20 protein-coding genes are annotated in these 26,839 nt (G+C 71.5%); 14 read left to right on the top strand and 6 right to left on the bottom strand.

All coding sequences use genetic code 11. The features are described 5' to 3' along the window. Window positions 1-35: 35 nt before the first annotated feature. Window positions 36-1,529 carry a GTPase HflX gene (hflX, locus tag PV343_RS06145; protein ID WP_319145739.1) on the top strand — a complete coding sequence of 498 codons (1,494 nt, stop codon included), beginning with the start codon at window positions 36-38 and terminating at the stop codon, window positions 1,527-1,529. 128 nt (window positions 1,530-1,657) lie between these two features. On the opposite strand, the gene PV343_RS06140 is transcribed toward hflX, so the two are convergent. Further along, window positions 1,658-2,884 carry a trypsin-like serine peptidase gene (locus tag PV343_RS06140; RefSeq protein ID WP_319145738.1) on the bottom strand — a complete coding sequence of 409 codons (1,227 nt, stop codon included), beginning with the start codon at window positions 2,882-2,884 and terminating at the stop codon, window positions 1,658-1,660. 288 nt (window positions 2,885-3,172) lie between these two features. On the opposite strand from PV343_RS06140, the gene PV343_RS06135 reads away from it, so the two are divergent. From PV343_RS06135 to PV343_RS06120, 4 genes are all read left to right on the top strand, one after another. After that, window positions 3,173-4,654 (top strand): diaminobutyrate--2-oxoglutarate transaminase family protein, encoded by a 1,482-nt coding sequence (locus tag PV343_RS06135; RefSeq protein ID WP_319145737.1) that lies wholly within the window; start codon window positions 3,173-3,175, stop codon window positions 4,652-4,654. A 365-nt stretch (window positions 4,655-5,019) separates the two neighbouring features. Beyond that, complete coding sequence (locus tag PV343_RS06130; protein ID WP_415923458.1) at window positions 5,020-6,978, top strand: IucA/IucC family protein; 1,959 nt, start codon at window positions 5,020-5,022, stop codon at window positions 6,976-6,978. 83 nt (window positions 6,979-7,061) lie between these two features. Then, window positions 7,062-7,877 carry a GNAT family N-acetyltransferase gene (locus PV343_RS06125; RefSeq protein WP_387950679.1) on the top strand — a complete coding sequence of 272 codons (816 nt, stop codon included), beginning with the start codon at window positions 7,062-7,064 and terminating at the stop codon, window positions 7,875-7,877. A 78-nt stretch (window positions 7,878-7,955) separates the two neighbouring features. After that, window positions 7,956-9,932: an ATP-dependent DNA helicase gene (locus PV343_RS06120; RefSeq protein WP_319145735.1), complete on the top strand. Its 1,977-nt coding sequence runs from the start codon at window positions 7,956-7,958 to the stop codon at window positions 9,930-9,932. A 202-nt stretch (window positions 9,933-10,134) separates the two neighbouring features. Here the strand turns inward: PV343_RS06120 and lexA are convergent, their stop codons facing one another. After that, window positions 10,135-10,914, bottom strand: coding sequence for a transcriptional repressor LexA (gene lexA / locus PV343_RS06115; protein WP_030750750.1), 780 nt, complete (start codon window positions 10,912-10,914; stop codon window positions 10,135-10,137). A gap of 619 nt (window positions 10,915-11,533) precedes the next feature. Between lexA and nrdR the strand changes: the two genes are divergently transcribed. The 3 genes from nrdR to PV343_RS06100 all read left to right on the top strand — a co-directional run bounded on the left by nrdR (window position 11,534) and on the right by PV343_RS06100 (window position 16,075). Next, window positions 11,534-12,088: a transcriptional regulator NrdR gene (gene nrdR, locus PV343_RS06110; RefSeq protein WP_133919516.1), complete on the top strand. Its 555-nt coding sequence runs from the start codon at window positions 11,534-11,536 to the stop codon at window positions 12,086-12,088. A gap of 165 nt (window positions 12,089-12,253) precedes the next feature. After that, window positions 12,254-15,154, top strand: coding sequence for a vitamin B12-dependent ribonucleotide reductase (locus tag PV343_RS06105; RefSeq protein WP_319145734.1), 2,901 nt, complete (start codon window positions 12,254-12,256; stop codon window positions 15,152-15,154). A 132-nt stretch (window positions 15,155-15,286) separates the two neighbouring features. Further along, window positions 15,287-16,075, top strand: coding sequence for a DUF2785 domain-containing protein (locus tag PV343_RS06100; RefSeq protein ID WP_319145733.1), 789 nt, complete (start codon window positions 15,287-15,289; stop codon window positions 16,073-16,075). Between the two features lie 3 nt (window positions 16,076-16,078). Here PV343_RS06100 and PV343_RS06095 read toward each other — a convergent pair whose 3' ends face one another. Continuing rightward, the gene (locus PV343_RS06095) at window positions 16,079-16,612 is read right to left on the bottom strand and encodes a TerD family protein (protein WP_319145732.1); all 534 of its coding nucleotides are present in this window, start codon (window positions 16,610-16,612) and stop codon (window positions 16,079-16,081) included. Window positions 16,613-16,762: 150 nt separating this feature from the next. Here PV343_RS06095 and PV343_RS06090 point away from each other — a divergent pair, with 150 nt between their 5' ends. From PV343_RS06090 to PV343_RS06080, 3 genes are all read left to right on the top strand, one after another. Further along, on the top strand, window positions 16,763-17,368 hold the full coding sequence (locus tag PV343_RS06090; protein WP_319145731.1) for a YdbC family protein: 606 nt from the start codon (window positions 16,763-16,765) through the stop codon (window positions 17,366-17,368). A gap of 94 nt (window positions 17,369-17,462) precedes the next feature. After that, complete coding sequence (locus tag PV343_RS06085) at window positions 17,463-18,122, top strand: histidine phosphatase family protein (protein ID WP_319145730.1); 660 nt, start codon at window positions 17,463-17,465, stop codon at window positions 18,120-18,122. Window positions 18,123-18,134: 12 nt separating this feature from the next. Further along, a complete protein-coding gene (locus tag PV343_RS06080) occupies window positions 18,135-19,040 on the top strand; it encodes an ADP-ribosylglycohydrolase family protein (protein WP_319145729.1) in 906 nt (301 codons plus the stop codon). A 326-nt stretch (window positions 19,041-19,366) separates the two neighbouring features. Here the strand turns inward: PV343_RS06080 and PV343_RS06075 are convergent, their stop codons facing one another. Further along, on the bottom strand, window positions 19,367-20,917 hold the full coding sequence (locus tag PV343_RS06075) for an MFS transporter (protein WP_387950687.1): 1,551 nt from the start codon (window positions 20,915-20,917) through the stop codon (window positions 19,367-19,369). A gap of 182 nt (window positions 20,918-21,099) precedes the next feature. On the opposite strand from PV343_RS06075, the gene PV343_RS06070 reads away from it, so the two are divergent. The 3 genes from PV343_RS06070 to PV343_RS06060 all read left to right on the top strand — a co-directional run bounded on the left by PV343_RS06070 (window position 21,100) and on the right by PV343_RS06060 (window position 23,219). Beyond that, a complete protein-coding gene (locus PV343_RS06070; RefSeq protein WP_319145728.1) occupies window positions 21,100-21,723 on the top strand; it encodes a TetR/AcrR family transcriptional regulator in 624 nt (207 codons plus the stop codon). A gap of 81 nt (window positions 21,724-21,804) precedes the next feature. After that, on the top strand, window positions 21,805-22,506 hold the full coding sequence (locus PV343_RS06065; protein ID WP_319145727.1) for a ribonuclease HII: 702 nt from the start codon (window positions 21,805-21,807) through the stop codon (window positions 22,504-22,506). Between the two features lie 68 nt (window positions 22,507-22,574). Beyond that, window positions 22,575-23,219 carry a hypothetical protein gene (locus tag PV343_RS06060; RefSeq protein ID WP_319145726.1) on the top strand — a complete coding sequence of 215 codons (645 nt, stop codon included), beginning with the start codon at window positions 22,575-22,577 and terminating at the stop codon, window positions 23,217-23,219. A gap of 443 nt (window positions 23,220-23,662) precedes the next feature. On the opposite strand, the gene PV343_RS06055 is transcribed toward PV343_RS06060, so the two are convergent. Beyond that, a complete protein-coding gene (locus tag PV343_RS06055) occupies window positions 23,663-24,283 on the bottom strand; it encodes a hypothetical protein (protein ID WP_319145725.1) in 621 nt (206 codons plus the stop codon). A gap of 282 nt (window positions 24,284-24,565) precedes the next feature. Next, window positions 24,566-26,731, bottom strand: a complete 2,166-nt coding sequence (locus tag PV343_RS06050) for a RecQ family ATP-dependent DNA helicase (protein WP_319145724.1) — start codon at window positions 26,729-26,731, stop codon at window positions 24,566-24,568. Window positions 26,732-26,839: the final 108 nt, after the last annotated feature.

Here is a 26,839-nt window from a genome sequence, read left to right as displayed (position 1 = left end):
CGGCGGATCGCTCATCCCATCGACGTAAGGATCCAATGACCTCCTCTTCTTCCCCTTCCCAGGACACCAAGCGCGTAGCGCACACCTATCCCGAAGGTCTTCGGGCCGATGCCCTGATGGAAGAGGACGTCGCCTGGAGCCACGAGATCGACGGCGAGCGGGACGGTGACCAGTTCGACCGCTCCGAGCGTGCGGCCCTGCGCCGCGTGGTGGGCCTGTCCACCGAGCTGGAGGACGTCACCGAGGTCGAGTACCGCCAGCTCCGCCTGGAGCGGGTCGTGCTCGTCGGCGTGTGGACCACGGGCACCGCCCGGGACGCGGACAACTCCCTCGCGGAGCTGGCCGCCCTCGCGGAGACCGCGGGCGCGCTCGTGCTCGACGGCGTGATCCAGCGCCGCGACAAGCCCGACGCGGCCACCTTCATCGGTTCCGGCAAGGCCCTGGAGCTGCGCGACATCGTCGTGGAGTCCGGCGCCGACACCGTCATCTGCGACGGTGAGCTCAGCCCCGGCCAGCTCATCGCCCTCGAAGACGTCGTCAAGGTCAAGGTCATCGACCGTACGGCCCTGATCCTCGACATCTTCGCCCAGCACGCCAAGTCCCGAGAGGGCAAGGCGCAGGTCGCGCTCGCGCAGATGCAGTACATGCTGCCGCGACTGCGAGGCTGGGGTCAGTCGCTGTCCCGTCAGATGGGCGGCGGCAAGGGCGGCGGCCTCGCCACCCGTGGTCCCGGTGAGACCAAGATCGAGACGGACCGGCGGCGGATCCGCGAGAAGATGGCGAAGATGCGCCGGGAGATCGCGGAGATGAAGACCGGCCGCGAGATCAAGCGCCAGGAGCGCCGGCGCAACAAGGTGCCGTCGGTCGCCATCGCGGGCTACACCAACGCCGGCAAGTCCTCCCTGCTCAACCGCCTCACCGGAGCGGGCGTCCTGGTCGAGAACGCCCTGTTCGCGACCCTGGACCCGACCGTCCGCCGCGCGGAGACCCCGAGCGGCAGGCTGTACACGCTCGCCGACACCGTCGGCTTCGTCCGGCACCTGCCGCACCACCTGGTCGAGGCGTTCCGCTCCACCATGGAGGAGGTCGGCGACGCCGACCTGATCCTGCACGTGGTGGACGGCTCGCACCCCGACCCGGAGGAGCAGCTCGCCGCGGTGCGCGAGGTGATCCGGGACGTCGGCGCCACCGACGTGCCCGAGATCGTCGTGATCAACAAGGCGGACGCGGCCGACCCGCTGGTGCTCCAGCGGCTGCTGCGGGTGGAGAAGCGCTCGATCGCCGTGTCGGCCCGTACCGGCCGGGGCATCGAGGAGCTGCTCACGCTGATCGACGACGAGCTGCCCCGCCCCTCGGTCGAGGTCGAGGCACTCGTGCCCTACACGCACGGCAGGCTCGTCGCCCGCGCCCACACCGAGGGCGAGGTGATCTCCGAGGAGCACACCGCGGAGGGCACTCTGATCAAGGTCCGGGTGCACGAGGAGCTGGCGGCGGACCTGGCGCCGTACACGCCGGCCCCCGCGGCCTGACCTTCCGGCACGACGAAGGCCCGCCACCCCCTGACGAGTGGCGGGCCTTCGTCCTGCCCCGGTGAAGCCGGCCGCCGGGGCGGCCGCGAGACCGGCCGTGGTGCCCTCTCGCCGCCGCCCTGGCGCGGTTACCGCCCGGCGAACTTCTTGCTGACCGAGTCGTACACGCCCTTGGCGACCTCGCCCAGCCGCGGACCCGCCAGCCAGCCCGACGACACCGGGCCGATGGAGGTGTTGGAGACCAGCGCCGGCTTGCCGTCGGAGCCCGTCTCCACCCAGCCGCCGCCGGAGGAACCGCCGGTCATCGTGCAGCCGATGCGGTACATCGTCGGGTCCGTCCTCTGGATCGACAGGCGGCCCGGCTTGTCCTGGCACTGGTAGAGCAGCTGACCGTCGTAGGGAGCCGCCGCCGGGTAGCCGGAGGCCGTGATGCTCCGCACCTGCGGCACGGCGGGGGCGTTGAAGTTCACGGGAAGGGCACCGCCGACGGTCTCCTCCAGCGACTTGCCGGCGTTGCCCTGCTCCGGCGTCACATGGATGACCGCGAAGTCGTACGACGCCCCGTTGCCGCCGGTCTCGCCGCCCTGGTCGATCCACTGCTGCGAGGTCTTCGCCGCGTCGGCCCACCACACCCCGTACGGCGCGACCTCGGCCCTGGACGCGTCCTGCAGCTCGGCGTTCGACTTGCCCGCGTTGTTGTACGACGGCACGAACGCGATGTTGCGGTACCAGCCGCCCTTCTTGCCGGCGTGCACACAGTGGCCCGCCGTCCAGATGAGGTTGGACTTGCCCGGGTGCGCGGGGTCCTCCACGACCGTCGCCGAGCAGACCATGGTGCCCTCGGGGGAGTCGAACAACACCTTGCCCGACGTGGCGGCGCTGGCGTGGTACGGCGCCCGGACCGGCTGGGCCCGCACCGGCGCCGGCGTCGGGTCCGTCACTCCCTGGTCACCGGAGATGTCGTTGTCGTCGACCCCCTTGTCGGGGTCGTTGGCGTCCCGCATCCGGTCCGGGTCCCACAGGCCCTTGATGATCGGGTTGACGAAGTCGTTGGCCTCGCGCAGCCAGTCGTCCCGGTTCCAGTTCTTCCAGGCGCCGTGCTTCCACTTGTCGATGTCGATCCCGTGCTCGCGGAGCCGCTTCCGGATGTCGTCCGGGATCTTGATCTTCCCGTCGCCGACCGGGCCCGCCGTCGCGCTGAGGGACGGCTTGGCGTCGGCGTGGTCGTCGCCGTTGCAGGCGGTGGCGGTCAACGCCAGCACCGAGACGAGGGCGACCGTCGCCGGCACGGGGGAGGTTCTGCGGGACGCGCCCCTCCCTCGGCGAACGGTGAACGACGGTCGTATGGATCGCATGGTCTTGACTCCCCCTGCTGTGAAGGAACTAGGCGCTCGGCCCGTACACCGGCCGGGAACTCGCGGAGAGTTCACGCCGGCCGCGCGGACCGCTGGGAACGGGACCACACACTATGCGGTCGCTGTGGGGGACTTCCGACGGACCGGCAACAGTTCCGTCACGGCAAGGATCTTGAAGCAACCCGTAACCCGCGGGCCGGTCAGCGGTTGGTAGCGGTGAGGGGGCTGCTGCCTGTGCCCGGCCCCCGTCGGACAACTCGCCTCTGGACAGCGGGAGGACAGCGAGCAGTGGCCGTGACCGAGTCGGTGGCTGAGGACGCGCGCGAGGAAGCGCGCGCCGTGCACGAGGGCATCCTGCGGCGCCAGTCGGCGCGCGAATCAGCGGCGCGCACCTACGCCCGGGCCCTGCCCATCGTGCCCGTGCGCGCACGCGGGCTGACCATCGAGGGCGCCGACGGCCGCCGCTACCTGGACTGCCTCTCCGGCGCCGGGACGCTCGCCCTCGGACACAACCACCCGGTCGTCCTGGAGGCCATCCGCCGCGTCCTCGACTCCGGTGCCCCGCTCTCCGTCCTCGATCTGGCGACCCCTGTCAAGGACGCCTTCATCACCGAGCTGTTCCGGACCCTGCCACCGGGCCTCGCCGACCGCGCCCGCGTCCAGTTCTGCGGACCGGCCGGCACCGACGCGGTCGAGGCCGCCTTCAAACTCGTCCGGGCGGCGACCGGGCGCACCGGCATGCTCGCCTTCACCGGCGCCTACCACGGCATGACGGCCGCCGCCCTGGCCGCGTCCGGCGGCGCCGGTGACGTCCGGGTCGCCCGCCTGCCGTACCCGCGGGACTACCGCTGCCCCTTCGGCGTCGGCGGCCCGCGCGGCGCCGAACTCTCCGCCCGCTACACCGAATCGCTCCTCGACGACCCCAAGTCCGGCGTGCCGCTGCCCGCCGGGATGATCGTCGAACCCGTCCAGGGCGAGGGCGGGGTGATCCCGGCGCCGGACGACTGGCTGCTCCGCATGCGGCGGATCACGGCCGACCGGTCCGTTCCGCTGATCGCCGACGAGATCCAGACCGGCGTCGGCCGCACCGGCGCCTTCTGGGGCGTCGACCACAGCGGCGTCACGCCCGACGTCATGGTGCTGTCCAAGGCCATCGGCGGCAGCCTCCCGCTCGCCGTGGTCGTCTACCGCGACGACCTCGACGTCTGGCGACCCGGAGCCCACGCCGGAACCTTCCGCGGCAACCAGCTCGCCATGGCCGCGGGCACCGCCACCCTGGCCTACGTCCGCGAGAACGGCCTGGCCGAACGCGCTGCCGCACTCGGCTCCCGGATGCTGACCCGACTGCGCGCCCTGCGGGACGAGTTCCCGTGCGTCGGGGACGTCCGGGGGCGCGGTCTGATGATCGGCCTCGAACTGGTCGACCCGGAGGGCGAGAGAACCGGGCCCGGGGAGGGCCTCGTCCTCGGGGAGCCTGGTGAGCCCGACGCCCTGGTGAAGGGGGCGGACGCGGTTCGCTCGCCGCGCCCCGCCGACCCCGAACTCGCCGCGGCCGTGCAGCGGGAGTGCCTGCACCGCGGCCTCATCGTGGAACTCGGCGGCCGTCACGCCGGTGTCGTACGGCTCCTTCCCCCGCTCACCATCAGCGACGAACAGGCGGCGGCCGTACTGGACCGCCTGTCCGACGCGGTCGCGGCGGCGGCCCGCCACAGCCGGGACCACGGCCAGGGCCGACGCCGTGGCGACGGGCCCGCTCCCCGCACCGGCTGACCATCGTTGCCCGCGGCCGACTTCGCCCCTCCGGCCGCGCCGCCCCGCCTTGATTCGTGGTCGGTGTGCCCGGCCGGACTCGCGCCCCGTCGCAAAGGGCGTCGACGACGACTGGCACTCGGCGAGGGCGCACCACGAGCACCACCCCGCACCACCGCACCACCACTGCCCAGCCCCGAGGAGCCGTCTTGAACGCCACCCCCACCCCCGACGGCCGCTCCGGAAGCCCCGAGGAACCAGGCGACTCCGGGCACCAGCCCGCCTCCGTGCCGCTCGCCGAGGCGGTTCCCCAGCAGAAGCGCCGGACCCCGAGCCCCGCACAGCCCGGCCGGCCCGGCGCCCCCGGCACACCCGGCGTCGACCCGTTGGACGATCCCGACCCTCGCACCGCCGCCCAGGCGGCCGCCGTCGACAACCTTTTGCGCTGCTGGGTCAGGGAGACGAACCTGACCGCCCCCGCCAACGGCACCCTCGGCGTCCCGCTCCCCGGCAGCGGGGCCGCGCTGCTCGCACCGGTGCACCACTGGTCCCCGACCGGCTGGCACCGCTTCGGACCGCCCCGCCTCGCCGGAGCGCCCGAAGCCGCCCCGCCCGTCGACGCCGTCACCCTCGCGGCGCTGCTCGCCAGGGAGACGCCGGGCACCACCGACGACACTGACGGCACCGGGCAGGTCGCGGGCGGCCCCAGGCCCGTCCCCGGCCCCGCCGTCCCGGCCCAAGGCGTCCCCGTCCAGGCCGGGGACGCCCACACCACCTCAGCCGCCGACGTCCGCGCCCATGACGCCTCCATGGACGATGTCGGCGCCGATGACGGCCCGGCCGCCGACGCCCCCGTCCACGACGGCGCGGACCTCGTCGCCAGGGTGGCCGACTCCCTGCGCCGCACCGCGACCTTCATCCGCGACCGGCGCGCACACCCGGCCGACGGGCCCGACCTCTTCCTCGCCGCGGAACAGGCCCTCCTCCTCGGCCACCCCCTGCACCCGACGCCGAAGAGCAGGGAAGGTCTGACCGACGCCGAGGCCCGGCTGTACTCACCCGAGCTGCGCGGCTCCTTCCCGCTGCACTGGATGGCCGTCGCTCCCTCGCTGCTCAGGACCGACTCGGCCTGGACCGAACGCGGCCGGCCGCTGCCCGCAACGGAGCTCACCCGGCGCCTCGCCGGAACCGAGCCGACCCTGCCCGACGGTCACGCCGTCCTCCCCCTGCACCCCTGGCAGGCGCGCGAGGTCCGGCACCGCCCCACGGTCGCCGCCCTGCTCGACTCCGGCGCCCTTCGCGATCTCGGCCCGCTCGGCGCGCCCTGGCACCCCACCTCCTCCGTACGCACGGTTCACCGGACCGGCGCGCCCGCGATGCTCAAGCTGTCGCTGGGCCTGCGCATCACCAACTCCCGGCGCGAGAACCTGCGCAAGGAACTCCACCGCGGGGTCGAGGTGCACCGGCTGCTGCGCGGCGGCCTGGCGAAGCAGTGGCAGGCCGCGCACCCCGGCTTCGACATCGTCCGCGACCCGGCCTGGCTCGCCGTCGACGGCCCCGACGGCCGTCCCCTGTCCGGCCTCGACGTCGTGATCAGGCACAATCCGTTCACCCCGGCCGACGACGTCAGCTGCGTCGCCGGACTCGTCTCGCCCCGGCCCCTCGCCGAACCCGGCCCCCACGCCTCGCCGTCAGCACCGACAGCGCCGGACGCCGTTCGCCGCCACGGGTCCCGGCTGGCGCAGCTCGTCGCACGGCTCGCCGCCCGTACCGGCCGGCCGGTGGGAGCCGTCGCCGCGGAGTGGTTCCTGCGCTACCTCGAACAGGTCGTACGGCCCGTGCTCTGGCTGGACAGCGAGGCCGGCATCGCCCTCGAAGCCCACCAGCAGAACACGTTGCTCCTGCTCGACCCGGACGGCTGGCCCGCCGGCGGCCGCTACCGCGACAACCAGGGCTACTACTTCCGCGAGTCCCGGCGGGCCGAACTCGACGCGCGACTGCCCGGCATCGGCGCGCACAGCGACACGTTCGTCTCCGACGAGGTCACCGACGAACGCTTCGCCTACTACCTGGCCGTCAACAACGTGTTCGGTCTGATCGGTGCGTTCGGCTCCCAGGGCCTCGCCGACGAACGGCTGCTCCTCGCCGCGTTCCGCGGCTTCCTCACCGACGTCGCCTCGGGACCCGCCGCGCTGCGCAGCCCGCTGCCCGCGCTCCTGCTCGACTCGCCGGTCCTGCGGTGCAAGGCCAACCTGCTGACCCGGCTGCACGGCCTCGACGAACTCGTCGGTCCCGTCGACACCCAGTCCGTCTACGTCACCATCGCCAACCCCCTGCACTGCTGAGCACATCCGCACGGCAGCGCACCGCCCCGTCCTCCACCGTCGCCGAGGACCCTGACCCCCTTCGTTCCCGAGAGGAGCGCACCGTGCCTTCCACCGACGCGAGCGCCGGCACCGGCCCCTTCTCCGTCCCCCTCGACGAGGCGCGAGCTCCCGGCGCCATCGGCAACGGGGACACCGACAGCGGTGGAGCCTCCGTGACCGCGGGGGACACCGCGTCCTTCGGCGACGGCGAGGACACCCTGGACCTGAGACTGCCGGCCGAGTTCATCGCGCTTTTCGGTTCCACTCCGGCCGACGGGAGCGCGGACCGCCTCGCCGGGAGCCGGGACGACCTGCTCGACGACGTCGCCGCCTGGGGACCGATCGCGACCTCCGTGGGCCGGTTCCAGCTGGTTCCGGTACGCGTCGACCACGACCTGTCACTCGTCCACCGCTGGATGAACGACCCCGCCGTGGCCTCGTTCTGGGAGCTGGCCGGCTCCCAGGACCGGACGGAGCGCCACCTGCGCGCCCAGCTCGACGGCGACGGGCGCAGCGTGCCCTGCCTGGGCGTGCTGGACGGCACGCCCATGAGCTACTGGGAGATCTACCGGGCGGACCTGGACCCGCTCGCGCGGCACTATCCGGCGCGGCCGCACGACACCGGGATCCACCTGCTCATCGGTGACGCCGCCGACCGGGCGCGGGGGCTCGGCTCAGCGCTGCTCGCAGCCGTGGCCGAGCTGATCCTCGACCGCCGCCCCACCTGCGCCCGGGTCCTCGCGGAGCCCGATCTCCGTAACGCTCCCTCGGTGGCCGCCTTCCTGAGCGCCGGATTCCGGTACGCGGCCGAGGTCGACCTGCCCGCCAAGCGGGCGGCCCTCCTGATCCGCGACCGGGTGCGGCGCGGCCCGATGTAACGCCCGGCACGGAGAGAAGAAGGAGAGGAAGATCGTGATCGCCCGTTTGTCAGTGCCGGGCCGTAGGGTGGTCGGGCTATGACGAAGCCCTCACTCCCCGAACTCCTCCATGCCGCCGTCGCAGCCGTCGGCGGCACGGAGCGCCCTGGCCAGGTGACCATGGCCGAAGCGGTCGCCGAAGCGATCGACGACGGATCCCACCTGCTGGTCCAGGCCGGCACCGGCACCGGAAAGTCGCTGGGCTACCTCGTGCCCGCGCTCGCCCACGGGGAGCGGGTGATCGTCGCCACGGCCACGCTCGCGCTGCAGCGGCAGCTGGTGGAGCGCGACCTGCCCCGCACCGTCGACGCCCTGCACCCGCTGCTGCGCCGGCGCCCGGATTTCGCCATGCTCAAGGGCAGGTCGAACTACCTGTGCCTGCACCGCCTGCACGAGGGCATGCCGCAGGACGAGGAGGACGGCCTCTTCGACCAGTTCGAGGCCGCCGCGCCCACCAGCAAGCTGGGCCAGGACCTGCTGCGCCTGCGGGACTGGGCCGACGAGACCGAGACCGGTGACCGCGACGGCCTCACGCCAGGTGTCTCCGACCGCGCCTGGGCCCAGGTGTCGGTGTCCTCGCGGGAGTGCCTGGGCGCGTCGAAGTGCGCCTACGGCGCCGAGTGCTTCGCGGAGATGGCCCGCGAGCGCGCCAAGCTCGCCGAGGTCGTCGTCACCAACCACGCGCTCCTCGCCATCGACGCCATCGAGGGCGCCCCCGTGCTGCCACAGCACGAGGTCCTGATCGTGGACGAGGCCCACGAACTGGTCTCCCGTGTCACCGGCGTCGCCACCGGCGAGCTCACGCCCGGCCAGGTCAACCGCGCCGTCCGTCGGGCGGCCAAGCTCGTCAACGAGAAGGCCGCCGACCAGCTCCAGACCGCCGCCGAGGGCTTCGAGCGGGTGATGGAGCTGGCACTGCCGGGCCGCCTGGAGGAGATCCCCGAGGACCTCGGCTACGCCCTGATGGCGCTGCGGGACGCCGCCCGGACGGTGATCACCGCGATCGGCTCCACCCGCGACAAGTCCGTCCAGGACGAGGACGCGGTGCGCAAGCAGGCACTGGCCTCGGTGGAGACGGTGCACGACGTGGCCGAGCGGGTGGTGAACGGCTCCGAGTGGGACGTCGTCTGGTACGAGCGCCACGACCGTTTCGGTGCCTCCCTGTGTGTCGCCCCCATGTCGGTCTCCGGGCTGCTGAGGGAGAAGCTGTTCGCGGACCGCAGCGTGGTCCTCACCTCGGCGACGCTCAAGCTGGGCGGCGACTTCAACGGCGTCGGCGCCTCGCTGGGCCTGGCGCCCGAGGGCGCCGAGGGCGACGACCTGCCCCAGTGGAAGGGCGTGGACGTCGGCTCCCCCTTCGACTATCGCAAGCAGGGCATCCTCTACGTCGCCAAGCACCTCGCGCGCCCCGCGAGGGACGGCGAGCGCACCGACATGCTCGACGAGCTGACCGAGCTGATCCAGGCCGCCGGCGGCCGCACCCTCGGACTGTTCTCCTCCATGCGGGCGGCCCAGCTCGCCGCCGAGGAGCTGCGCTCACGGATCCCCGAGTTCCCGATCCTGCTCCAGGGCGAGGAGACCCTCGGTGAGCTGATCAAGAACTTCGCGGCCGACCCCAAGACGTGCCTGTTCGGCACGCTGTCGCTGTGGCAGGGCGTCGACGTCCCGGGGCCGAGCTGCCAGCTCGTCGTCATGGACAAGATCCCGTTCCCGCGTCCGGACGACCCGCTGATGAGCGCCCGCCAGAAGGCGGTGGAGGAGGCGGGCGGCAACGGCTTCATGGCGGTGGCCGCGACCCACGCGGCCCTGCTCATGGCCCAGGGCGCCGGCCGTCTGGTGCGCGCCTCCGGGGACCGCGGCGTGGTCGCCATCCTGGACCAGCGGCTGGCGACCGCCCGGTACGGCGGCTACCTCAAGGCCTCGCTGCCCGACTTCTGGTACACGACCGACCGCAACCAGGTGCGCAGGTCGCTCGCGGCGATCGACGCGGCGGCCAAGCAGACGGAAGCCGGCTAGCCGGCGGAGACGCCCGCCCGCCCTGCCGCCGGCCGAGCGACCCAGCGGACCGACGCGCGGAGGGTCGGCGGCCGGGTTCGGTAGCCGTGGCCTCGACAAGCGCGCGGCCGTACGCACGCAGAACGCACAGGGCCCCGGAACCGGCGCAGGGGTTCCGGGGCCCGGTCAGGGGGAGGGGCCTCGGGCCCGTCCGCCGCAGCCGTCAGACGCGCCGCAGCACGGCGACGACCTTGCCCAGGATGGTCGCGTCGTCGCCGGGGATCGGCTCGTAGGCCGCGTTGTGGGGGAGGAGCCAGACGTGGCCGTCCTCGCGCTTGAAGCGCTTGACGGTGGCCTCACCGTCGAGCATGGCGGCGACGATGTCGCCGTTCTCGGCGACCGGCTGGCGGCGGACGGTGACCCAGTCGCCGTCGCAGATGGCGGCCTCGATCATGGAGTCACCGACGACCTTGAGGACGAACAGCTCACCGTCGCCGACGAGCTGCCGCGGCAGCGGGAACACGTCCTCGACCGACTCCTCGGCGAGGATGGGGCCACCGGCGGCGATACGGCCGACGAGGGGGACGTAGGACGCGGCGGGCTTGCCGGCGGTGTCCGTGGGCTGCACGGTCACGGCCTGGTCGGAACCGCGGACCTCGTAAGCGCGCGGGCGGTGCGGGTCACGGCGCAGGAAGCCCTTGCGCTCCAGGGCCATGAGCTGGTGCGCGACCGAAGAGGTGCTGGAGAGGCCGACGGCCTGGCCGATCTCGCGCATCGACGGCGGGTACCCGCGCCGCTGCACGGAGTCCCTGATGACCTCGATCACCCGGCGCTGCCGGTCGGTGAGCCCCGAGCTGTCCGCCCGGATGCCTGGAGGTCGGCCCGGCAGGGAGCGCTTGTGCCCCTCGGGATTCGTGGCTTCGTTCATCGCATGTACCGGCTCGACTCGGCCCTGGGAGCGGTCCTGGGCAGTGATGGTGGCACTGTCTGCGGTGGTGGTCACGTCGGCCCCTCTCGATGGTCTCCCTGCTGCACAACGGTAGTTGCTTTCGAAAGGTTGCGCCAAACACACGTTCGAGTGAAAAAGTGCGATTCAGCTGTCGCGATCATGTGTCCGGGTGTATGGCTAACGCGACCCCTGGCGGGCAAAAGCACCCATTGTTGTACTCTTCACCGCCGGGGTGGATCACCTCGTGGGTTGCTGCCCCAGTCTGCCATCCGGAATCCCGTCGACCGGGCTGCCGGACCCTTCTGTGCCGGAGTCCTACGCGTCCTCCGTGCCGCGCCCACGGTATCTCCGTACATGCCCGGGCGATACGGCCGTACGCCCGCGTGTTGTCCGAAGTGTGCGCGGACGGATGCGGGGCAAGGGGTGCGCGGGCGCCCGGCGCGGTTCCAGGGCCCGGATACCCCGTCGCTCGGCGGCGACACGCGACTCTGCCTCGGTGTATGCGCTGATCCCCACATCTAGTGGTTGGATGGCTACACCGACCCACAAGTTGTGGTTTTCGGGGGGACCTGGGTCTTCGAGCCCGCCGCGATCGCCTATGCTTAGGGCTGCTTCGAGGGGCCTGTGTGGCCCGGCGAGGCTGTTGAGTCTGCTGTGAGGAGGGTTGGAGAACATGCACTGCCCCTTCTGCAGGCACCCCGACAGCCGTGTGGTCGACAGCCGTACGACCGACGACGGCACGTCGATCCGCAGGCGCCGCCAGTGCCCCGACTGCTCCCGTCGTTTCACGACCGTGGAGACGTGCTCGCTCATGGTGGTGAAGCGGTCCGGAGTGACCGAGCCCTTCAGTCGTACCAAGGTCATCAACGGCGTGCGCAAGGCATGCCAGGGACGGCCGGTCACCGAGGACGCCCTCGCCCAGCTCGGCCAGCGGGTCGAGGAGGCGGTGCGGGCCACCGGAAGCGCCGAGCTGACCACCCACGACGTGGGTCTGGCCATACTCGGCCCGTTGCAGGAGCTCGACCTCGTCGCCTTTCTGCGGTTCGCCTCCGTCTACCGTGCGTTCGACTCGCTCGAGGACTTCGAGGCGGCCATCGCGGAGCTGAGGGAAGGCGGGCGGTGTCCCGCCGCGAACGACGACGAGGACGCGGGAACGGGGAGCCAGGAAGACGACCGCGGGCGCGGAGGGACCACTCAGGTTCCCGTGCCCGCCCACGCCGCCGACTGACCGGCGGGCCGGAAACCGGACGGAGACCCGGGTTCCGGCCGGGAGGCGGCGACCCAGGACCTGTTGCGGGCGGCAGCGTGAGGGAGCCCGCAACACCAGACAGAACACCGTGTCACGGGAACATCGTGGCACTTCAGGGCGTTTTCGCCCGTACAGGGAGGCGGCATGACAGAGACGGCGAGCGGTCCGGCACGAGGTTCCCGAGCCAAGGGCACCAAGGCCACCAGGGGACTGCGTAGCGAGCGCATCCACACCACCCCCGGCGTGCACCCGTACGACGAGGTGGCGTGGGAGCGTCGTGACGTCGTCATGACCAACTGGCGCGACGGCTCGGTCAACTTCGAGCAGCGTGGCGTCGAGTTCCCCGACTTCTGGTCGGTGAACGCGGTCAACATCGTCACCAGCAAGTACTTCCGCGGTGCCGTCGGCACCCCGCAGCGTGAGGTCAGCCTCAAGCAGCTGATCGACCGCATCGTGAAGACGTACCGGAAGGCCGGCGAGGACCACAAGTACTTCGCGTCCCCCGCCGACGCCGAGATCTTCGAGCACGAGCTGGCGTACGCCCTCCTGCACCAGATCTTCAGCTTCAACAGCCCCGTCTGGTTCAACGTCGGCACCCCGCAGCCCCAGCAGGTCTCGGCGTGCTTCATCCTGTCCGTCGACGACTCCATGGAGTCGATCCTCGACTGGTACAAGGAAGAGGGGATGATCTTCAAGGGCGGCTCCGGCGCCGGCCTGAACCTCTCCCGCATCCGGTCCTCCAAGGAGCTCCTGTCCTCCGGCGGCAACGCCTCCGGCCCGGTCTCCTTCATGCGTGGCGCCGACGCCTCCGCCGGCACCATCAAGTCCGGTGGCGCCACCCGCCGTGCCGCCAAGATGGTCGTGCTCGACGTCGACCACCCGGACATCGAGGACTTCATCCAGACGAAGGTCAGCGAGGAGGAGAAGATCCGCGTCCTGCGCGACGCGGGCTTCGACATGGACCTGGGCGGCGACGACATCACGTCCGTCCAGTACCAGAACGCCAACAACTCGGTCCGCGTGAACGACGAGTTCATGTCCGCGGTCGAGAAGGGCGGCAACTTCGGCCTGCGTGCCCGTATGACCGGTGAGGTCATCGAGGAGGTCGACGCCAAGGCGCTCTTCCGCAAGATCGCCGAGGCCGCCTGGGCCTGCGCCGACCCGGGCATCCAGTACGACGACACCATCAACAACTGGCACACCTGCCCCGAGTCCGGCCGGATCACCGCGTCGAACCCGTGCAGCGAGTACATGCACCTGGACAACACGTCCTGCAACCTGGCCTCGCTGAACCTGATGAAGTTCCTCAAGGACGACGGCAAGGGCACCCAGTCCTTCGAGACCGAGCGTTTCCAGAAGGTCGTCGAGCTGGTCATCACCGCGATGGACATCTCGATCTGCTTCGCGGACTTCCCGACCCAGAAGATCGGCGAGAACACCCGCGCGTTCCGCCAGCTCGGCATCGGCTACGCCAACCTCGGCGCCCTGCTGATGGCCACCGGCCACGCGTACGACTCGGACGGCGGCCGCGCCCTGGCCGGCGCCATCACCTCCCTGATGACGGGTACGGCCTACCGCCGCTCCGCCGAGCTGGCCGCGGTCGTCGGCCCCTACGACGGCTACGCCCGCAACGCCGACGCCCACAAGCGCGTCATGAAGCAGCACTCCGACGCCAACGGCACGGCCGTCCGCATGGACGACCTGGACAGCCCGGTGTGGGCCGCGGCCACCGAGGCCTGGCAGGACGTCCTGCGCGTCGGGGAGCAGAACGGTTTCCGTAACTCCCAGGCGTCCGTCCTCGCCCCGACCGGCACCATCGGTCTGGCGATGTCCTGCGACACCACCGGTGTCGAGCCCGACCTCGCCCTGGTGAAGTTCAAGAAGCTCGTCGGTGGCGGCTCGATGCAGATCGTCAACGGCACCGTCCCGCAGGCCCTGCGCCGTCTGGGCTACCAGGAGGAGCAGATCGAGGCGATCGTCGCCCACATCGCCGACCACGGCAATGTGATCGACGCCCCGGGCCTCAAGCCCGAGCACTACGAGGTGTTCGACTGCGCCATGGGCGAGCGCGCCATCTCCCCGATGGGCCACGTCCGCATGATGGCCGCGATCCAGCCCTGGATCTCCGGTGCCATCTCCAAGACGGTCAACATGCCGGAGACGGCGACCGTCGAGGAGGTCGAGGAGATCTACTACGAGGCCTGGAAGCTCGGCGTCAAGGCGCTCGCGATCTACCGCGACAACTGCAAGGTCGGCCAGCCGCTCTCCGCCAAGAAGAAGGAGGACGAGAAGGCCGAGATCACCGAGAAGACCGAGGACACGATCCGTGCCGCGGTCGAGAAGGTGGTCGAGTACCGCCCGGTCCGCAAGCGTCTCCCGAAGGGCCGTCCCGGCATCACCACGTCCTTCACCGTCGGCGGCGCCGAGGGCTACATGACCGCCAACTCCTACCCGGACGACGGTCTCGGCGAGGTCTTCCTGAAGATGTCCAAGCAGGGCTCGACCCTCGCGGGCATGATGGACGCCTTCTCCATCGCGGTCTCCGTCGGCCTCCAGTACGGCGTGCCCCTGGAGACGTACGTCTCGAAGTTCACCAACATGCGCTTCGAGCCGGCCGGCATGACGGACGACCCGGACGTGCGGATGGCGCAGTCCATCGTCGACTACATCTTCCGCCGCCTGGCGCTGGACTTCCTGCCCTTCGAGACCCGCTCCGCCCTCGGCATCCACTCCGCCGAGGAGCGCCAGCGCCACCTGGAGACGGGTTCCTACGAGCAGTCCATGGACGAAGACGACGTCGACGTCGAGGGCCTGGCCCAGTCGGCGCCCCGCGCCCAGGAGTTGAAGGCCGTCGCCACGCCGAAGGCGGAGGCCGAGGTGGCCAAGCCGGCACCGAAGCAGGCTCACACCAGCGCCGAGCTGGTGGAGATGCAGCTGGGCATCCAGGCCGACGCCCCGCTGTGCTTCTCCTGCGGCACGAAGATGCAGCGGGCCGGTTCCTGCTACATCTGCGAGGGCTGCGGCTCGACCAGCGGCTGCAGCTGATGAACTGCGGTAACTGAGGTAAGGGGCGTCGGCAACTGCCGGCGCCCCTTACTCATGGGAGAGGCAGGGGCACTCGACGGGCGGCGTGGCCGAACGGCCTCTTCGTGCCCGCGCGCGCCGTAACCTGCGGTCATGACCATGACGCACAGGTACGACGTCGACATCCGCGACCTCCCCGCGGCGGACCGGGCGGCGGCCCTCGACGCCCTGTGCGAGGATCTCCGCTCGCCCGACCCCGCGGTACGCGACGACGGCGCCTACCTCGCGACCGTCCGCTGGACACCCGCGCTCACGCCAGGGGAGCGGGGCCGGCTCGGGGACCGGATGGCCCTGCACCTGGCGGACGAGGCCGTGCAGGCCCGCAGCTTCGCGCCGCTCGTCCTCGCCCGGCTCGTCGAGAGCGGCGACTGGCGACCGGGGTGGTGGACCGCCTTCGCGCGCTGGTACCCCGCCGAGACCGACCTGCGCGGCCACGACCCCGTCCTCGGCTGGGTGCACGCCGCGGCCCACGGGGCTGACCTCCTGGCGGTGCTCGCCCGGCACCCCGGTCAGCCGCCGCGACCGCTGGCCGAGCTGGCCACGGCCCGGTTGCTGGCGCCCACCGGCCACCTCTTCGACGCCCAGGAGGACGACCGCATCGCCTACGCGCTCGCCCAGATCCTCGGCCACCCGGACCTCACCGAGGCCGACTCGGTCGGCTGGCTGGCCCCGGTCGCCGCGGCCTTCAGGACCGGCGAGCCCGGCCCGGTGCCCGCCTGGGCGTCCAACACCATGCGCACCCTGCGGATGCTCTACGTCCTGGCCGACCGCGGGGTGAGCAGGCGGAACAAGGACGAGCCGCCCCGCCCGCTCACCCACCGCGCGGCCGTGCTGGAGGAACTGGCGCGGACACTGGCGATCGTCGCTCCCTACACCGCCTGACGGTCAGGACCGGCGCGCCCTGCCCATGACCCGCGCGAAGCCGGCCGGGTCCTCGTCGAAGCCGTGGACACCGGGCAGGAAGGCCCATCCGCCGGACTCGTCCCGCGCGAACTCCCCGATCGTGGCCGCCGTGGCGTCGCCGACCGAGCCGAACTCGTCCTCCGCGAGCACGGTGTACCCCTCGCGTATGCGCATGGCCGGATTCAGTACGCCGTCGAAGGTCCTCTCCCCGGACCGCTGCTGGATGACGACACCCACGACCACGCGCGCGTACCGGTCGTCGAGCCGGTCGAGCTCCAGCTTCATGACCTCGTCCCAGCCGAATCCCCGGCCGTCCGTACTGTCCCGGTCGAGGAAGATCGTGCCGTCCGGGGAGCGGCTGTCGAAGTGCACCAGATAGGCCGGTGACCCGTACGGGTCCGCCGACACGAAGGTCGCCGCGACGATGTCGAGATCGGTGGGCGGCCGACCCGCCGGACTGGGGTCCCACTTCAGGGCGACCTCGACCTTGCGGATTCCCTTGCTGAAGCCAGGCACCGGGCGTTCCCTTCCCCCTGTGGGTCTGTCCCCCAACTCCCCTGGAGTCAAGGCTGCTTGCTCATCGTGCCACGTGCGCCGGGGCGCATGTGCGGGCGATCTCCGCCGGAGCGTGACCGACGCCACGCCCGGTGGCCGTACGATGGCGCGGTGCTGGTCAAGTGGATTCGCTGCACCGTGGTGGACCGCCGCGGCTTCGAGCGGGGGCAGCGGAAATGGGCGGGGCTTCCGGGGGAGCCGGGTTTTCGGGGACAGGGCGGAGGCTGGAGCCGGCACCGGCCCGGAGTGGCGCACGTGTTCGCCTTCTGGGAGAGCCGCGCCTTCTACGACTCCTTCATGGCCCGTTCGCACGACCGTCTGGCGGCCGCCCAGTCCGGCACGTTCAAAGACGCCCAGGTCAAGCTGTTCGAATACCGCTTCGACGTGAAGACCGGCTTCGAGCCGCGGTTCACCGACGCCGACCTGATCCGCGTGGCCCTGTGCAGGGTGCACGAGGAGCGCGTCGAGCACTTCACCCTGATGCAGGAGAAGGTCTGGAATCCCGCGATGGCCGGCTCGCCGGGCATGATCCGGGGCATGTTCGGCGAGGCACCCGCGCACGAGTTCATGGTGCTCTCCATGTGGCGGTCGGCCGCCGAGCACGGAAAGTACCGCACCGAGCGGGTGGAGCGGCTGGCCCTGCGCGCCCAGACGGAGGCGGACATCGCGGCCCTGACCGGTGACATCGTCGAGATGGAGCCGTCCTGGACGGTCTGAGGGGCCAGGACGGTTACGAAAGATTCCGTGTGACCTACGCCGTATGAGCCCGTCCGAGTGCTCGATCGTCCCCCGGCCGAACTAGGGTTTTGGCATGGCACGACCACGGCGCATCGTCCTTGTCCGGCACGGCGAGTCAACGGGCAATGTTGATGACTCCGTCTACGAGCGGGAACCCGATCACGCTCTCGCCCTGACCGAACGCGGCTGGCGACAGGCCGAGGAGACCGGAAAGACGATCCGGGAGGTGTTCGGCCGGGAGCGCGTGAGCGTGTACGTCTCCCCGTACCGCCGCACCCACGAGACCCTGCGGGCCTTCCACCTCGACTCCGACCTCATACGCGTACGCGAGGAACCCCGGCTCCGCGAGCAGGACTGGGGCAACTGGCAGGACCGCGACGACGTGCGCCTGCAGAAGGCGTACCGGGACGCCTACGGCCACTTCTTCTTCCGGTTCCCGCAGGGTGAGTCCGGCGCCGACGTCTACGACCGGGTCGGCGGTTTCCTGGAAAGTCTCTTCCGCAGCTTCGAGGCCCCCGACCATCCGCCGAACGTGCTCCTGGTGACGCACGGACTCGCGATGCGGCTGTTCTGCATGCGCTGGTTCCACTGGACGGTCGCGGAATTCGAGTCGCTGTCGAACCCCGGGAACGCCGAGATGCGGATGCTCGTTCTCGGAGAGGACGGCCGGTACGCCCTCGACCGGCCCTTCGAGCGCTGGCGGGACCCGGTGCCGTACTGGGTCAACGGATAGAGTGGCAGTGCGATGACCGCTGACACCTCTTCTCTCGGGCGCCTGGAGCGCGCGCTGGCCAGCCTGCGCGGACTGGCGGTGGCGGACGCGCTGGGCTCGCAGTTCTTCGTCCCGGCGAACTACCCCCTGCTCAAGCGCCGCGAGCTCCCCGAGGGCGCCTGGCAGTGGACGGACGACACGGAGATGGCCTGTTCCGTGGTGGCAGTCCTGGCCACCCACCAGCGCCTGGACCAGGACGCGCTGGCCCGCTCCTTCGCCGACCACCACGACTTCGACCGGGGCTACGGCCCCGCGGTCAACCGGCTGCTCCGCCTCGTCCGGGAAGGCCAGGACTGGCGCGAGCTGGCCGCGGGCCTCTTCAACGGACAGGGCTCCTGGGGCAACGGCGCGGCGATGCGCATCGCCCCCCTGGGCGCCTGGTACGCGGACGATCCGGAGCAGGCGACCCACCAGGCGGAGATCTCCGCCTACCCCACGCACCAGCACCGCGAGGCCGTGGTCGGCGCGATGGCCGTAGCGGCCGCGGCCGCACTGGCCGCCGCCCCGGACGGGCCGCCCAGCCCGGAAGCGCTGCTCGACGGCGTGATCGCCCTCGTGCCCAAGAGCGCGGTCGGCGCGGGCCTGCGCCGCGCCCGGGACATGCTCGACTACGGCGACGCCGGGACGGTCGCTGCCGTCCTCGGCTGCGGCCGCCGCACGAGCGCCCACGACACCGTCCCCTTCGCCCTCTGGTCGGCCGCGCGCTCGCTCGGCGACTACGAGAAGGCGTTCTGGACGACCGCCCAGGTGGGCGGGGACGTGGACACGAACTGCGCCATCGTCGGTGGTGTGCTCGCGTCCGGCAAGGCGGGACCACCCCCCGCGCCGTGGCTGGAGCGGACCGAGGCCCTGCCGGACTGGGTGCCTTCCGGCCCCTGAGGTACCTCCCCCTCGTCCCGGTGGCCACTCTTCGTGTCCGCCGGGAACTCTCCGTGGTCGCCGCCCGTTGCTCCGGTAGCCGTCACCGGTCCGCCGGTCCGAGCCGAAACAGCCTCGCTCCGGGCGGATGGCGGCCGGGATGACCTGAGGTTCGGGGAGTGTCAGGGGGTGTGGACGGGGTGCGGGTCGTTGTCGTTCTCGGTTATCTCGCGGCCTTCGCCGTCCTCGCCGCCCTCATGGCGGTGCGGCCGACCGGACCGTGGTGTGTGCCGCCTGCTGTGGCGCAGTGGTCCGGTCGGCCGCGACGTACCGCCGCCCCGGTCGGGTCAGCCGATCCCCGGACCCGCCGTGCCCGCGAGGGCGTCGAGGTCGCTCTTGCGGACCTTGATCACCAGCCAGGCGGTGAGGAAGGCGAGCACGGCCATCACGGCGGCCGGCACGAAGGCGACCGAGATGCCGTGGGCGAGCACGTCGTGCCCCCAGGGCGCGGGCAGCTGGTGCGTCTTGGCGAACTGCGCCTTCTGTTCCGGCGTCCCCTGCGCGAGGAACTTCGGCAGCTGTTTCTTCGCCTCGTCCGTGCTCGCGGTGCCGAAGACGGTGGTCAGGATGGACAGGCCCAGCGAACCGCCTACTTGCTGCGTGGCGTTGAGCAGCCCGGAGGCCGCGCCCGCCTCGTGCTGGGCGACCCCGGATACGGCCGTGACGGTGGCTGTCACGAAGTTCAGGCCCATGCCGAAGCCGAACACCAGCATCGGGCCGAGTACCCCGCCGACGTACGAGCTGTCCGGGCTGATGAAGCTCTGCCAGACCAACCCGATCGTCACGAGGGTCGCGCCGGCCATCATGAACGGCTTGGGGCCGAGCCTGGGCAGGAACCGCTGCGACAGGCCCGCGCCGAGCGCGATCACGACCGTGACGGGCAGGAAGGCCAGACCGGCCTTGATCGGGCTGTAGCCGAGCACGTTCTGGACGAACAGCACGATGTAGAAGAACATCCCGAACATCGCCGCGGCCAGGCTGAGCATGATCACATAGGTGCCCGAGCGGTTGCGGTCGGCGAACATCCTGAGCGGGGTGATGGGTTCCTTCGCCCGCAGTTCGGTGAGGACGAAGGCCACCAGGAGCACCACCGCGGCGCCGAACGAGCCGATGGTGAGCCCGTCACGCCAGCCGTCCTCCGACGCCCGGATGAACCCGTACACCAGCGTGGCCATGCCGGCTGTCGACGTGAGCGCCCCGGCGATGTCGAACCGGCCCGGGTGCCGCTCGGACTCGTTGATGTACAGCGGTGCGAGCGAGGCGATCAGCAGCCCGATGGGTACGTTGACGAAGAGCACCCACCGCCAGTCGAGCCAGTCGGTCAGCATGCCTCCCGCGAGCAGGCCGATGGCGCCGCCACCCGCGGACACCGCGGCGAACACACCGAAGGCCCGGTTGCGTTCCGGGCCCTCCGGGAAGGTGGTGGTGATCAGGGCCAGTGAGGTGGGCGAGGCGATCGCACCGCCCACGCCCTGCAGGGCCCGGGCGGCCAGCAGTTGCCAGGGTTCCTGGGCGAGGCCACCCAGCAGCGAGGCGAAGGTGAACAGCAGGATGCCGGTCATGAACACCCGGCGCCGGCCGAGGATGTCACCGGCCCGCGCGCCGAGGAGCAACAGTCCGCCGAACGTGAGCGTGTAGGCGCTCACCACCCAAGTGAGGTCGGTCGTACTGAACTTGAGCGCGTCTTGAATGTGCGGGAGCGCGATGTTCACAATCGTCGCGTCGAGCACCACCATGAGTTGGCAGGCGGCGATGACGGTCAGGGCGATGCCGGGGTGCCCGTCCCGGCGGGCCGCGCCCGGTTCTGGTTTCTGGAGTAACTGAGAGGTTGTCACCATGAGTCCCCCACAAAGGCGTTAGTGAACGCTCGCGTTCACTTTCGCGTCAACGGTAGTGAGTCCCCAACAGTGAACGCAAGCGTTCACTTAATTCCGTGCCATGTACCGCGTCCCCCTCTGCTGCGACGTGGCGCGATCCCACCCCGGAACACCCGCTTCCCCTTCATGCTGGAGAAACACGGATGGATACCACGCGCTGGACGGCCGAACCTGCCCGGACGGCTTCCCCTCGTCGGCGCGGTGCGGTGCTGGAGCGCGCGATCCTGGACGCCGCTCTCGAGCAGCTCAGCACGGTCGGCTGGAAGGGCCTGACCATGGAGGGTGTCGCGACCGGCGCCCAGACCGGCAAGGCCGCCGTCTACCGCCGCTGGCCCTCCAAGGAGGACCTGGTCGCCGACGCCCTCGAAGCCGCTCTGCCTCCCGTCGGCGGAGTGCCGGACCTCGGAAGCGTTCGCGAGGATCTGCTGGTGCTGTGTCGTCGCGCACGCGACGCCATGTTCTCGCGACCCGGTTTCGCACTGCGCGCTGTGATTCACGAATGCGATCCTGCGCAGGCCGAACGCTTCCACGGCGTGATCTTCGACGGTGTGGTGGAGCCGACCATCCGGCAGCTGCGGGACGTGGTGACCCGTGGGATAGAGAGGGGAGAGGTACGCCGGGACGCGGCCAACGGGTACGTCTTCGACGCCATCCCGGCGATGATGATGTACCGATCCAAGATGTGCACCAGTGAATGGAACGACCGGGATCTGGAGGAGATGATCGACCACCTCATGATCCCGTTGCTGCGTGCGCACGGCGTCTGAACCTGCCCGCCGGCCCTCGTCGCCCCGACCGGGGAACCGGGGTGTCGCTCGGTGATCCGGGCGGCGTACCCTAAGGGCGCCATGCCGTACGAACCACCCACTCACACTGTCGAGCGCTCCCTGCGCGCCACGACCGGAGCGAAGATCATCGCTGGTGTCGACGAGGTGGGGCGGGGTGCCTGGGCCGGACCCGTCACCGTCTGCGCGGCGGTCACCGGACTCCGTCGGCCGCCCGAGGGTCTGACCGACTCCAAGCTGCTGACCATCAAGCGCCGTACGGAACTGGCCGGGATACTCCGGACGTGGGTGACCTCCTACGCCCTGGGACATGCTTCACCCGAGGAGATCGACCAACGGGGGATGACCGCCGCGCTGCGGCTCGCCGCCGTCCGGGCCCTGGACGCCCTGCCGGTGCGCCCCGACGCCGTGATCCTCGACGGGAAGCACGACTATCTCGGCGCCCCGTGGAAGGTCCGCACGGTGATCAAGGGAGATCGTTCCTGCGTCGCCGTTGCGGCGGCGTCGGTGATCGCCAAGGTTCAGCGCGACAAAATGATGGCCGAACTGGGCATCGACCATGCAGACTTCGGGTTTGCGGACAACGCCGGGTATCCGTCACCCGTGCACAAGGCCGCACTGGAGGAGCGGGGGCCCACCCCGTACCACCGCCTGTCATGGGCGTATCTTGATGCGCTGCCCCAGTGGCGGCACCTCAAGAAGGCCCGCAGCTGGGCGGACGGAAGCGTTCCGGAAATCGAGGGTCAGCTCGGCTTCGATTTCTGACGGTTCCGCTCGCACTGATGTGCCACCCGGTCGTTCCTGCCGCACCAACGTTTGATAAAAAACAGCTCATGCCTCTCATTCCCGAGGAGCCTCAGATTCACGAGAGTGCCCAGGGTCCCCGCGTCACTCCGGCCAGTGGCCGTACCGCGCCGACCCCTCGCCCCGTACCCGGCCCCCGTTCCGCGGCTCCGTCCCGCCCCGGTCGTCCCGGCCCTCCGCGGCCCACGCCGCCGGTGCAGCGCACGCAGCGTGACGTGGTTCCGGCCAAGCCAGGCCCGTCGGGCCCGGCCGTACCCGCCGTCTCGGCGGCCACCCCGCAGATCCAGCTGATCCCCGCCTCGGCCGAGGGCGCCCTCGACGCCGCCGACGAAGCGGTGGACCTGCTGCTCGACTCGGGCCGCGCCCCCGGAGAGGTGTTGGTGATCACCACCGGCGCCCAGCACCCGTGGGCCGAGCACGAGCTCTCCTTCGGTGAGGCCGCCTACTGGGCGCAGCACGACTCCGGTGACGACGTCTTCTACACGGACGCCGCCATCGTCTCCCGTGCCGCGTCCCGCCCCGTGGTCGTCGTGGCCGTCAACGGAGGCCCCGCCGCCGCTGCCGCCACCGTCCTCCCGCTCGCCCATTCCAGGGCCGGCGCTCTGCTGATCGTCTGCGGTGACCCGCAGCAGATCAACTCGGTGCTGGGCGCGGGCGTGGGCGCGGGCGTCTGAGTCACGTTCCGCCTCCCGCGCCGAGACGGCGCGGGAGGGTGACGGGGCTATCCGCACGGTGCGGCCTCCGGCATGCCCGCATGCCCGAAGGTGGCCGTTCCTCCTAGGGGACGGCCGTCCGGCGCGCGCCGGGCAGTCGGGCGTACGGCGTCGCCGACCGCATCCCGGACGCCGACCGCATCCCGGACGTAGGCCGCGCCTTGGACGCCGACCGAGCCTGGGGCAGGAGAAGTGCCCCAGGGGCCTGGGGCGTTCCTGTGACCGTCCGCACGGACGGCGCACCTTCCGCGCCGAGTACGAGCGGTGACGCCGCCCGGCTCGGACGCGGTTCCGGAGCGGCCGGTGATTCCCCTGTGAGCGGCCCACTCGGTGGCACCGGCGCACGCCCGGGCCCTGCCGCTGCGCGGCTGTGCCGGGGCGGGGTCCGCGCCCTCGAACGGGTTTCAGCGAGCGGCGGCGCGCCGTAGAACCTCGGAGACCGGGCCCCCGGTGCGAGGCGCCAGCGGTGGCGCCTCCGAGAGGGCGAAGGGCTCCGGCTCCGAATGGGAGCTCGGCCGGCGGCCGCCGCGGTTCTCGCCGAGCACCTGCCAGCCGTCCCCGGTCAGCGTGATGTACGCCCCGCAGCGCAGGCCGTGCAGGGTGCAGGCGTCGCGCAGCCCCCACATCCAGGCGCCGTCCTCCTCCGTCCAACGCGCTTCGCCGTCACGGCAGTAGAGCAGGACGGCGGTGCGTACCGGCGTGCGTCTGCGCAGGTCGTGCGGAATGACCCGGCGCAGCTGGGCGAGCAGCGCGTTGCGGAACATCCAGCCGTCGGCCGGTGCCGGCCGCCGTACGAACGAGGCGCTGGCGCACAGGCGTTCCTCCGGATCCAGGACGGCCACGACCGCCATGGACGGCTTGGGGCGATGCCGGGCGTGGAGCCCGCTGACGACCTCACGGGGGTTGCGCAGCAGGGGGATTCCGGCGGCTGCCCACTCCGCGGGCTCGAGCAGGCGACTGGCGGAAGCGGCGGACGCGGACGTCGACAACGAGGCCGCCGAGGACGAGGCGAATCCGAAGGTCACGTTCCTCCCTTCGGCTACGCGCCCACACTGCGGGCGAGGTCTGATTCGGGGGAGCGCGCACCGCAACGGAGCCCAACCGGGACACGGAGGAGTCGTGCGGGGAGCGGACCTCAATTCTTCCTGTCGAACTGGGATGCGGCAACGAGCAATTGGGGCCACCGGCTGTTATCTGGCGGTGCGTGGCTTATATCCCTACCCACGGGGGCCGCTGATGACGCCTGGGGTGCCCGGCCGGGGCCCGTTCGCATGCCACGGGGGCACACGGACGGGCGCGGCGGCCGGTCAGCCCTGGACGGCCAGCACCAGGGGCAACACCGCGCTCGCGCCGCCCCGTCTGAGCAGGCGCGAGGCGACCGCGAGGGTCCAGCCCGTCTCCGTGAAGTCGTCCACGAGGAGGACCGCGCCGCGGGCCTCGGCGAGCGCCGCGGCGAGGTCGGGCGGCACCGTCAGTGCCCCGTCGAGGGCCTTGAGGCGCTGCGCGCTGTTGCTGCGCGGCACCCGTGACGCGTCACCGGCGTACGCGACGGAGCCGAGCAGCGGCAGCCGGCCGATCTCGGCGATGCGGGCGCCGAGGGACTGGATCAGCGCCGGCCGGGTGCGCGAGTCGACGGTGACCACTCCCACGGGCCTGGGCTGTGCGTCGGGCGCGCCCGAGGCCCAGCCGCCCGGGCCCTTGGCCCAGTCGGCGAGCACATCCACCACGGCGCGCGCGACGTCGTCCGGTACCGGCCCGTCGGCGGCCTGGGGCGCGAACAGGGGACGCAGCCGGTTGCCCCAGCCGATGTCCGAAAGGCGGCCCAGCGCCCGCCCGGGCGAGGCCAGTTCACCGGCCGGGATCCGGCCCTTGAGCTCGATGCCGATGGCGGGCAGTCCGGTCGGCCACATACGGCGGGGCTCCACCTCGACCCCGGCGCGACCGAGGTCGACCCGGGCGGCGTCCAGTGCCGCCGTGGTCGTGTCGGCGGTGAAGCGCGGACTCGCGCAGTTGTCACAGCGGCCGCAGGGCTTGGCGCCCTCGTCGTCCAACTGGCGCTGGAGGAACTCCATCCGGCAGTCCGTGGTGGACGCGTACTCGCGCATCGCCTGCTGCTCCGCCTTGCGCTGACGGGCCACCCACGCGTACCGCTCGGCGTCGTACGACCACGGCTGCCCGGTGGCGATCCAGCCGCCCTTGACGCGCTTGACCGCCCCGTCCACGTCCAGGACCTTCAGCATCGTCTCCAGCCGGGAGCGGCGCAGCTCCACCAGCGGCTCCAGGGCAGGAAGGGACAGTGGGCGGTCGGCCCGGCCGAGGACGTCCAGGGTGCGGCGCACCAGGTCCTCCGAGGGAAAGGCGAGGGAGGCGAAGTACTCCCAGATCGCCTCGTCCTCCTTGCCCGGCAGCAGCAGTACCTCGGCGTGTTCGACGCCACGTCCCGCGCGGCCGACCTGCTGGTAGTAGGCGATGGGCGAGGACGGCGAGCCGAGATGCACGACGAAACCCAGGTCCGGCTTGTCGAAGCCCATCCCGAGCGCCGAGGTGGCGATCAGCGCCTTGACCCGGTTGGCGAGCAGATCGTCCTCGGCCTGCTGCCGGTCGGCGTTCTCCGTCTTGCCCGTGTACGAGGCGACGGTGTGCCCGCGCTGCCGGAGGAAGGTGGTGACCTCCTCGGCGGCGGCCACGGTGAGGGTGTAGACGATGCCGGAGCCCGGGAGGTCGTCGAGGTGGTCGGCGAGCCAGGCCATCCGGTGCGCGGCGTCGGGCAGCCGCAGCACGCCGAGGCTCAGGCTGTCCCGGTCCAGGGGGCCGCGCAGCACCAGCGCGTCCGAGGCGCCGCCCGTGCCGAGCTGCTCGGCGACGTCCGCGGTGACGCGCGCGTTGGCCGTGGCGGTGGTCGCCAGTACCGGCACCCCCGGCGGGAGGTCGCCGAGCATGGTGCGCAGCCGGCGGTAGTCCGGGCGGAAGTCGTGGCCCCAGTCGGAGATGCAGTGGGCCTCGTCCACGACGAGGAGTCCGGTCGCCGCCGAGAGCTTGGGCAGCACCTGGTCGCGGAAGTCGGGGTTGTTCAGGCGTTCCGGGCTGACGAGCAGTACGTCGACCTCTCCGGCCGCGATCTCGTCCTGGACGGTGTCCCACTCCTCCGTGTTGGCGGAGTTGATGGTGCGGGCGTGGATTCCGGCGCGGGCCGCCGCCTCCACCTGGTTGCGCATGAGGGCGAGGAGCGGCGAGACGATCACCGTGGGCCCGCTGCCCCTGGCCCGCAGCAGCGAGGTCGCCACGAAGTACACCGCGGACTTGCCCCATCCCGTGCGCTGCACGACCAGGGCCCGGCGCCGGTCGGCGACCAGTGCCTCGATGGCCCGCCACTGGTCCTCGCGCAGCCGGGCCGTCCCCGTGTCGTCCCCGACGAGCCGGGCGAGGACGGTGTCGGCCCGCGCCCGGAGGTCCGCGTTGCTCGTGTGCTCCATGCGTCCCATACAACAGGACGGGACTGACAACCGGGCGGTCCGAGGGGTGTGGAACGCGGTGACGTCGGCTTTGTCGTGTCCCTGTTCTGAGTTATCCACAGGCTCAAG

This window comes from Streptomyces sp. WI03-4A, from assembly GCF_033792105.1.
Classification (GTDB): Bacteria; Actinomycetota; Actinomycetes; order Streptomycetales; family Streptomycetaceae; genus Streptomyces; species Streptomyces collinus_A.
Note: the sequence above shows the minus strand (reverse complement) of the source record. Positions and strands in the feature narration are given on the sequence as shown.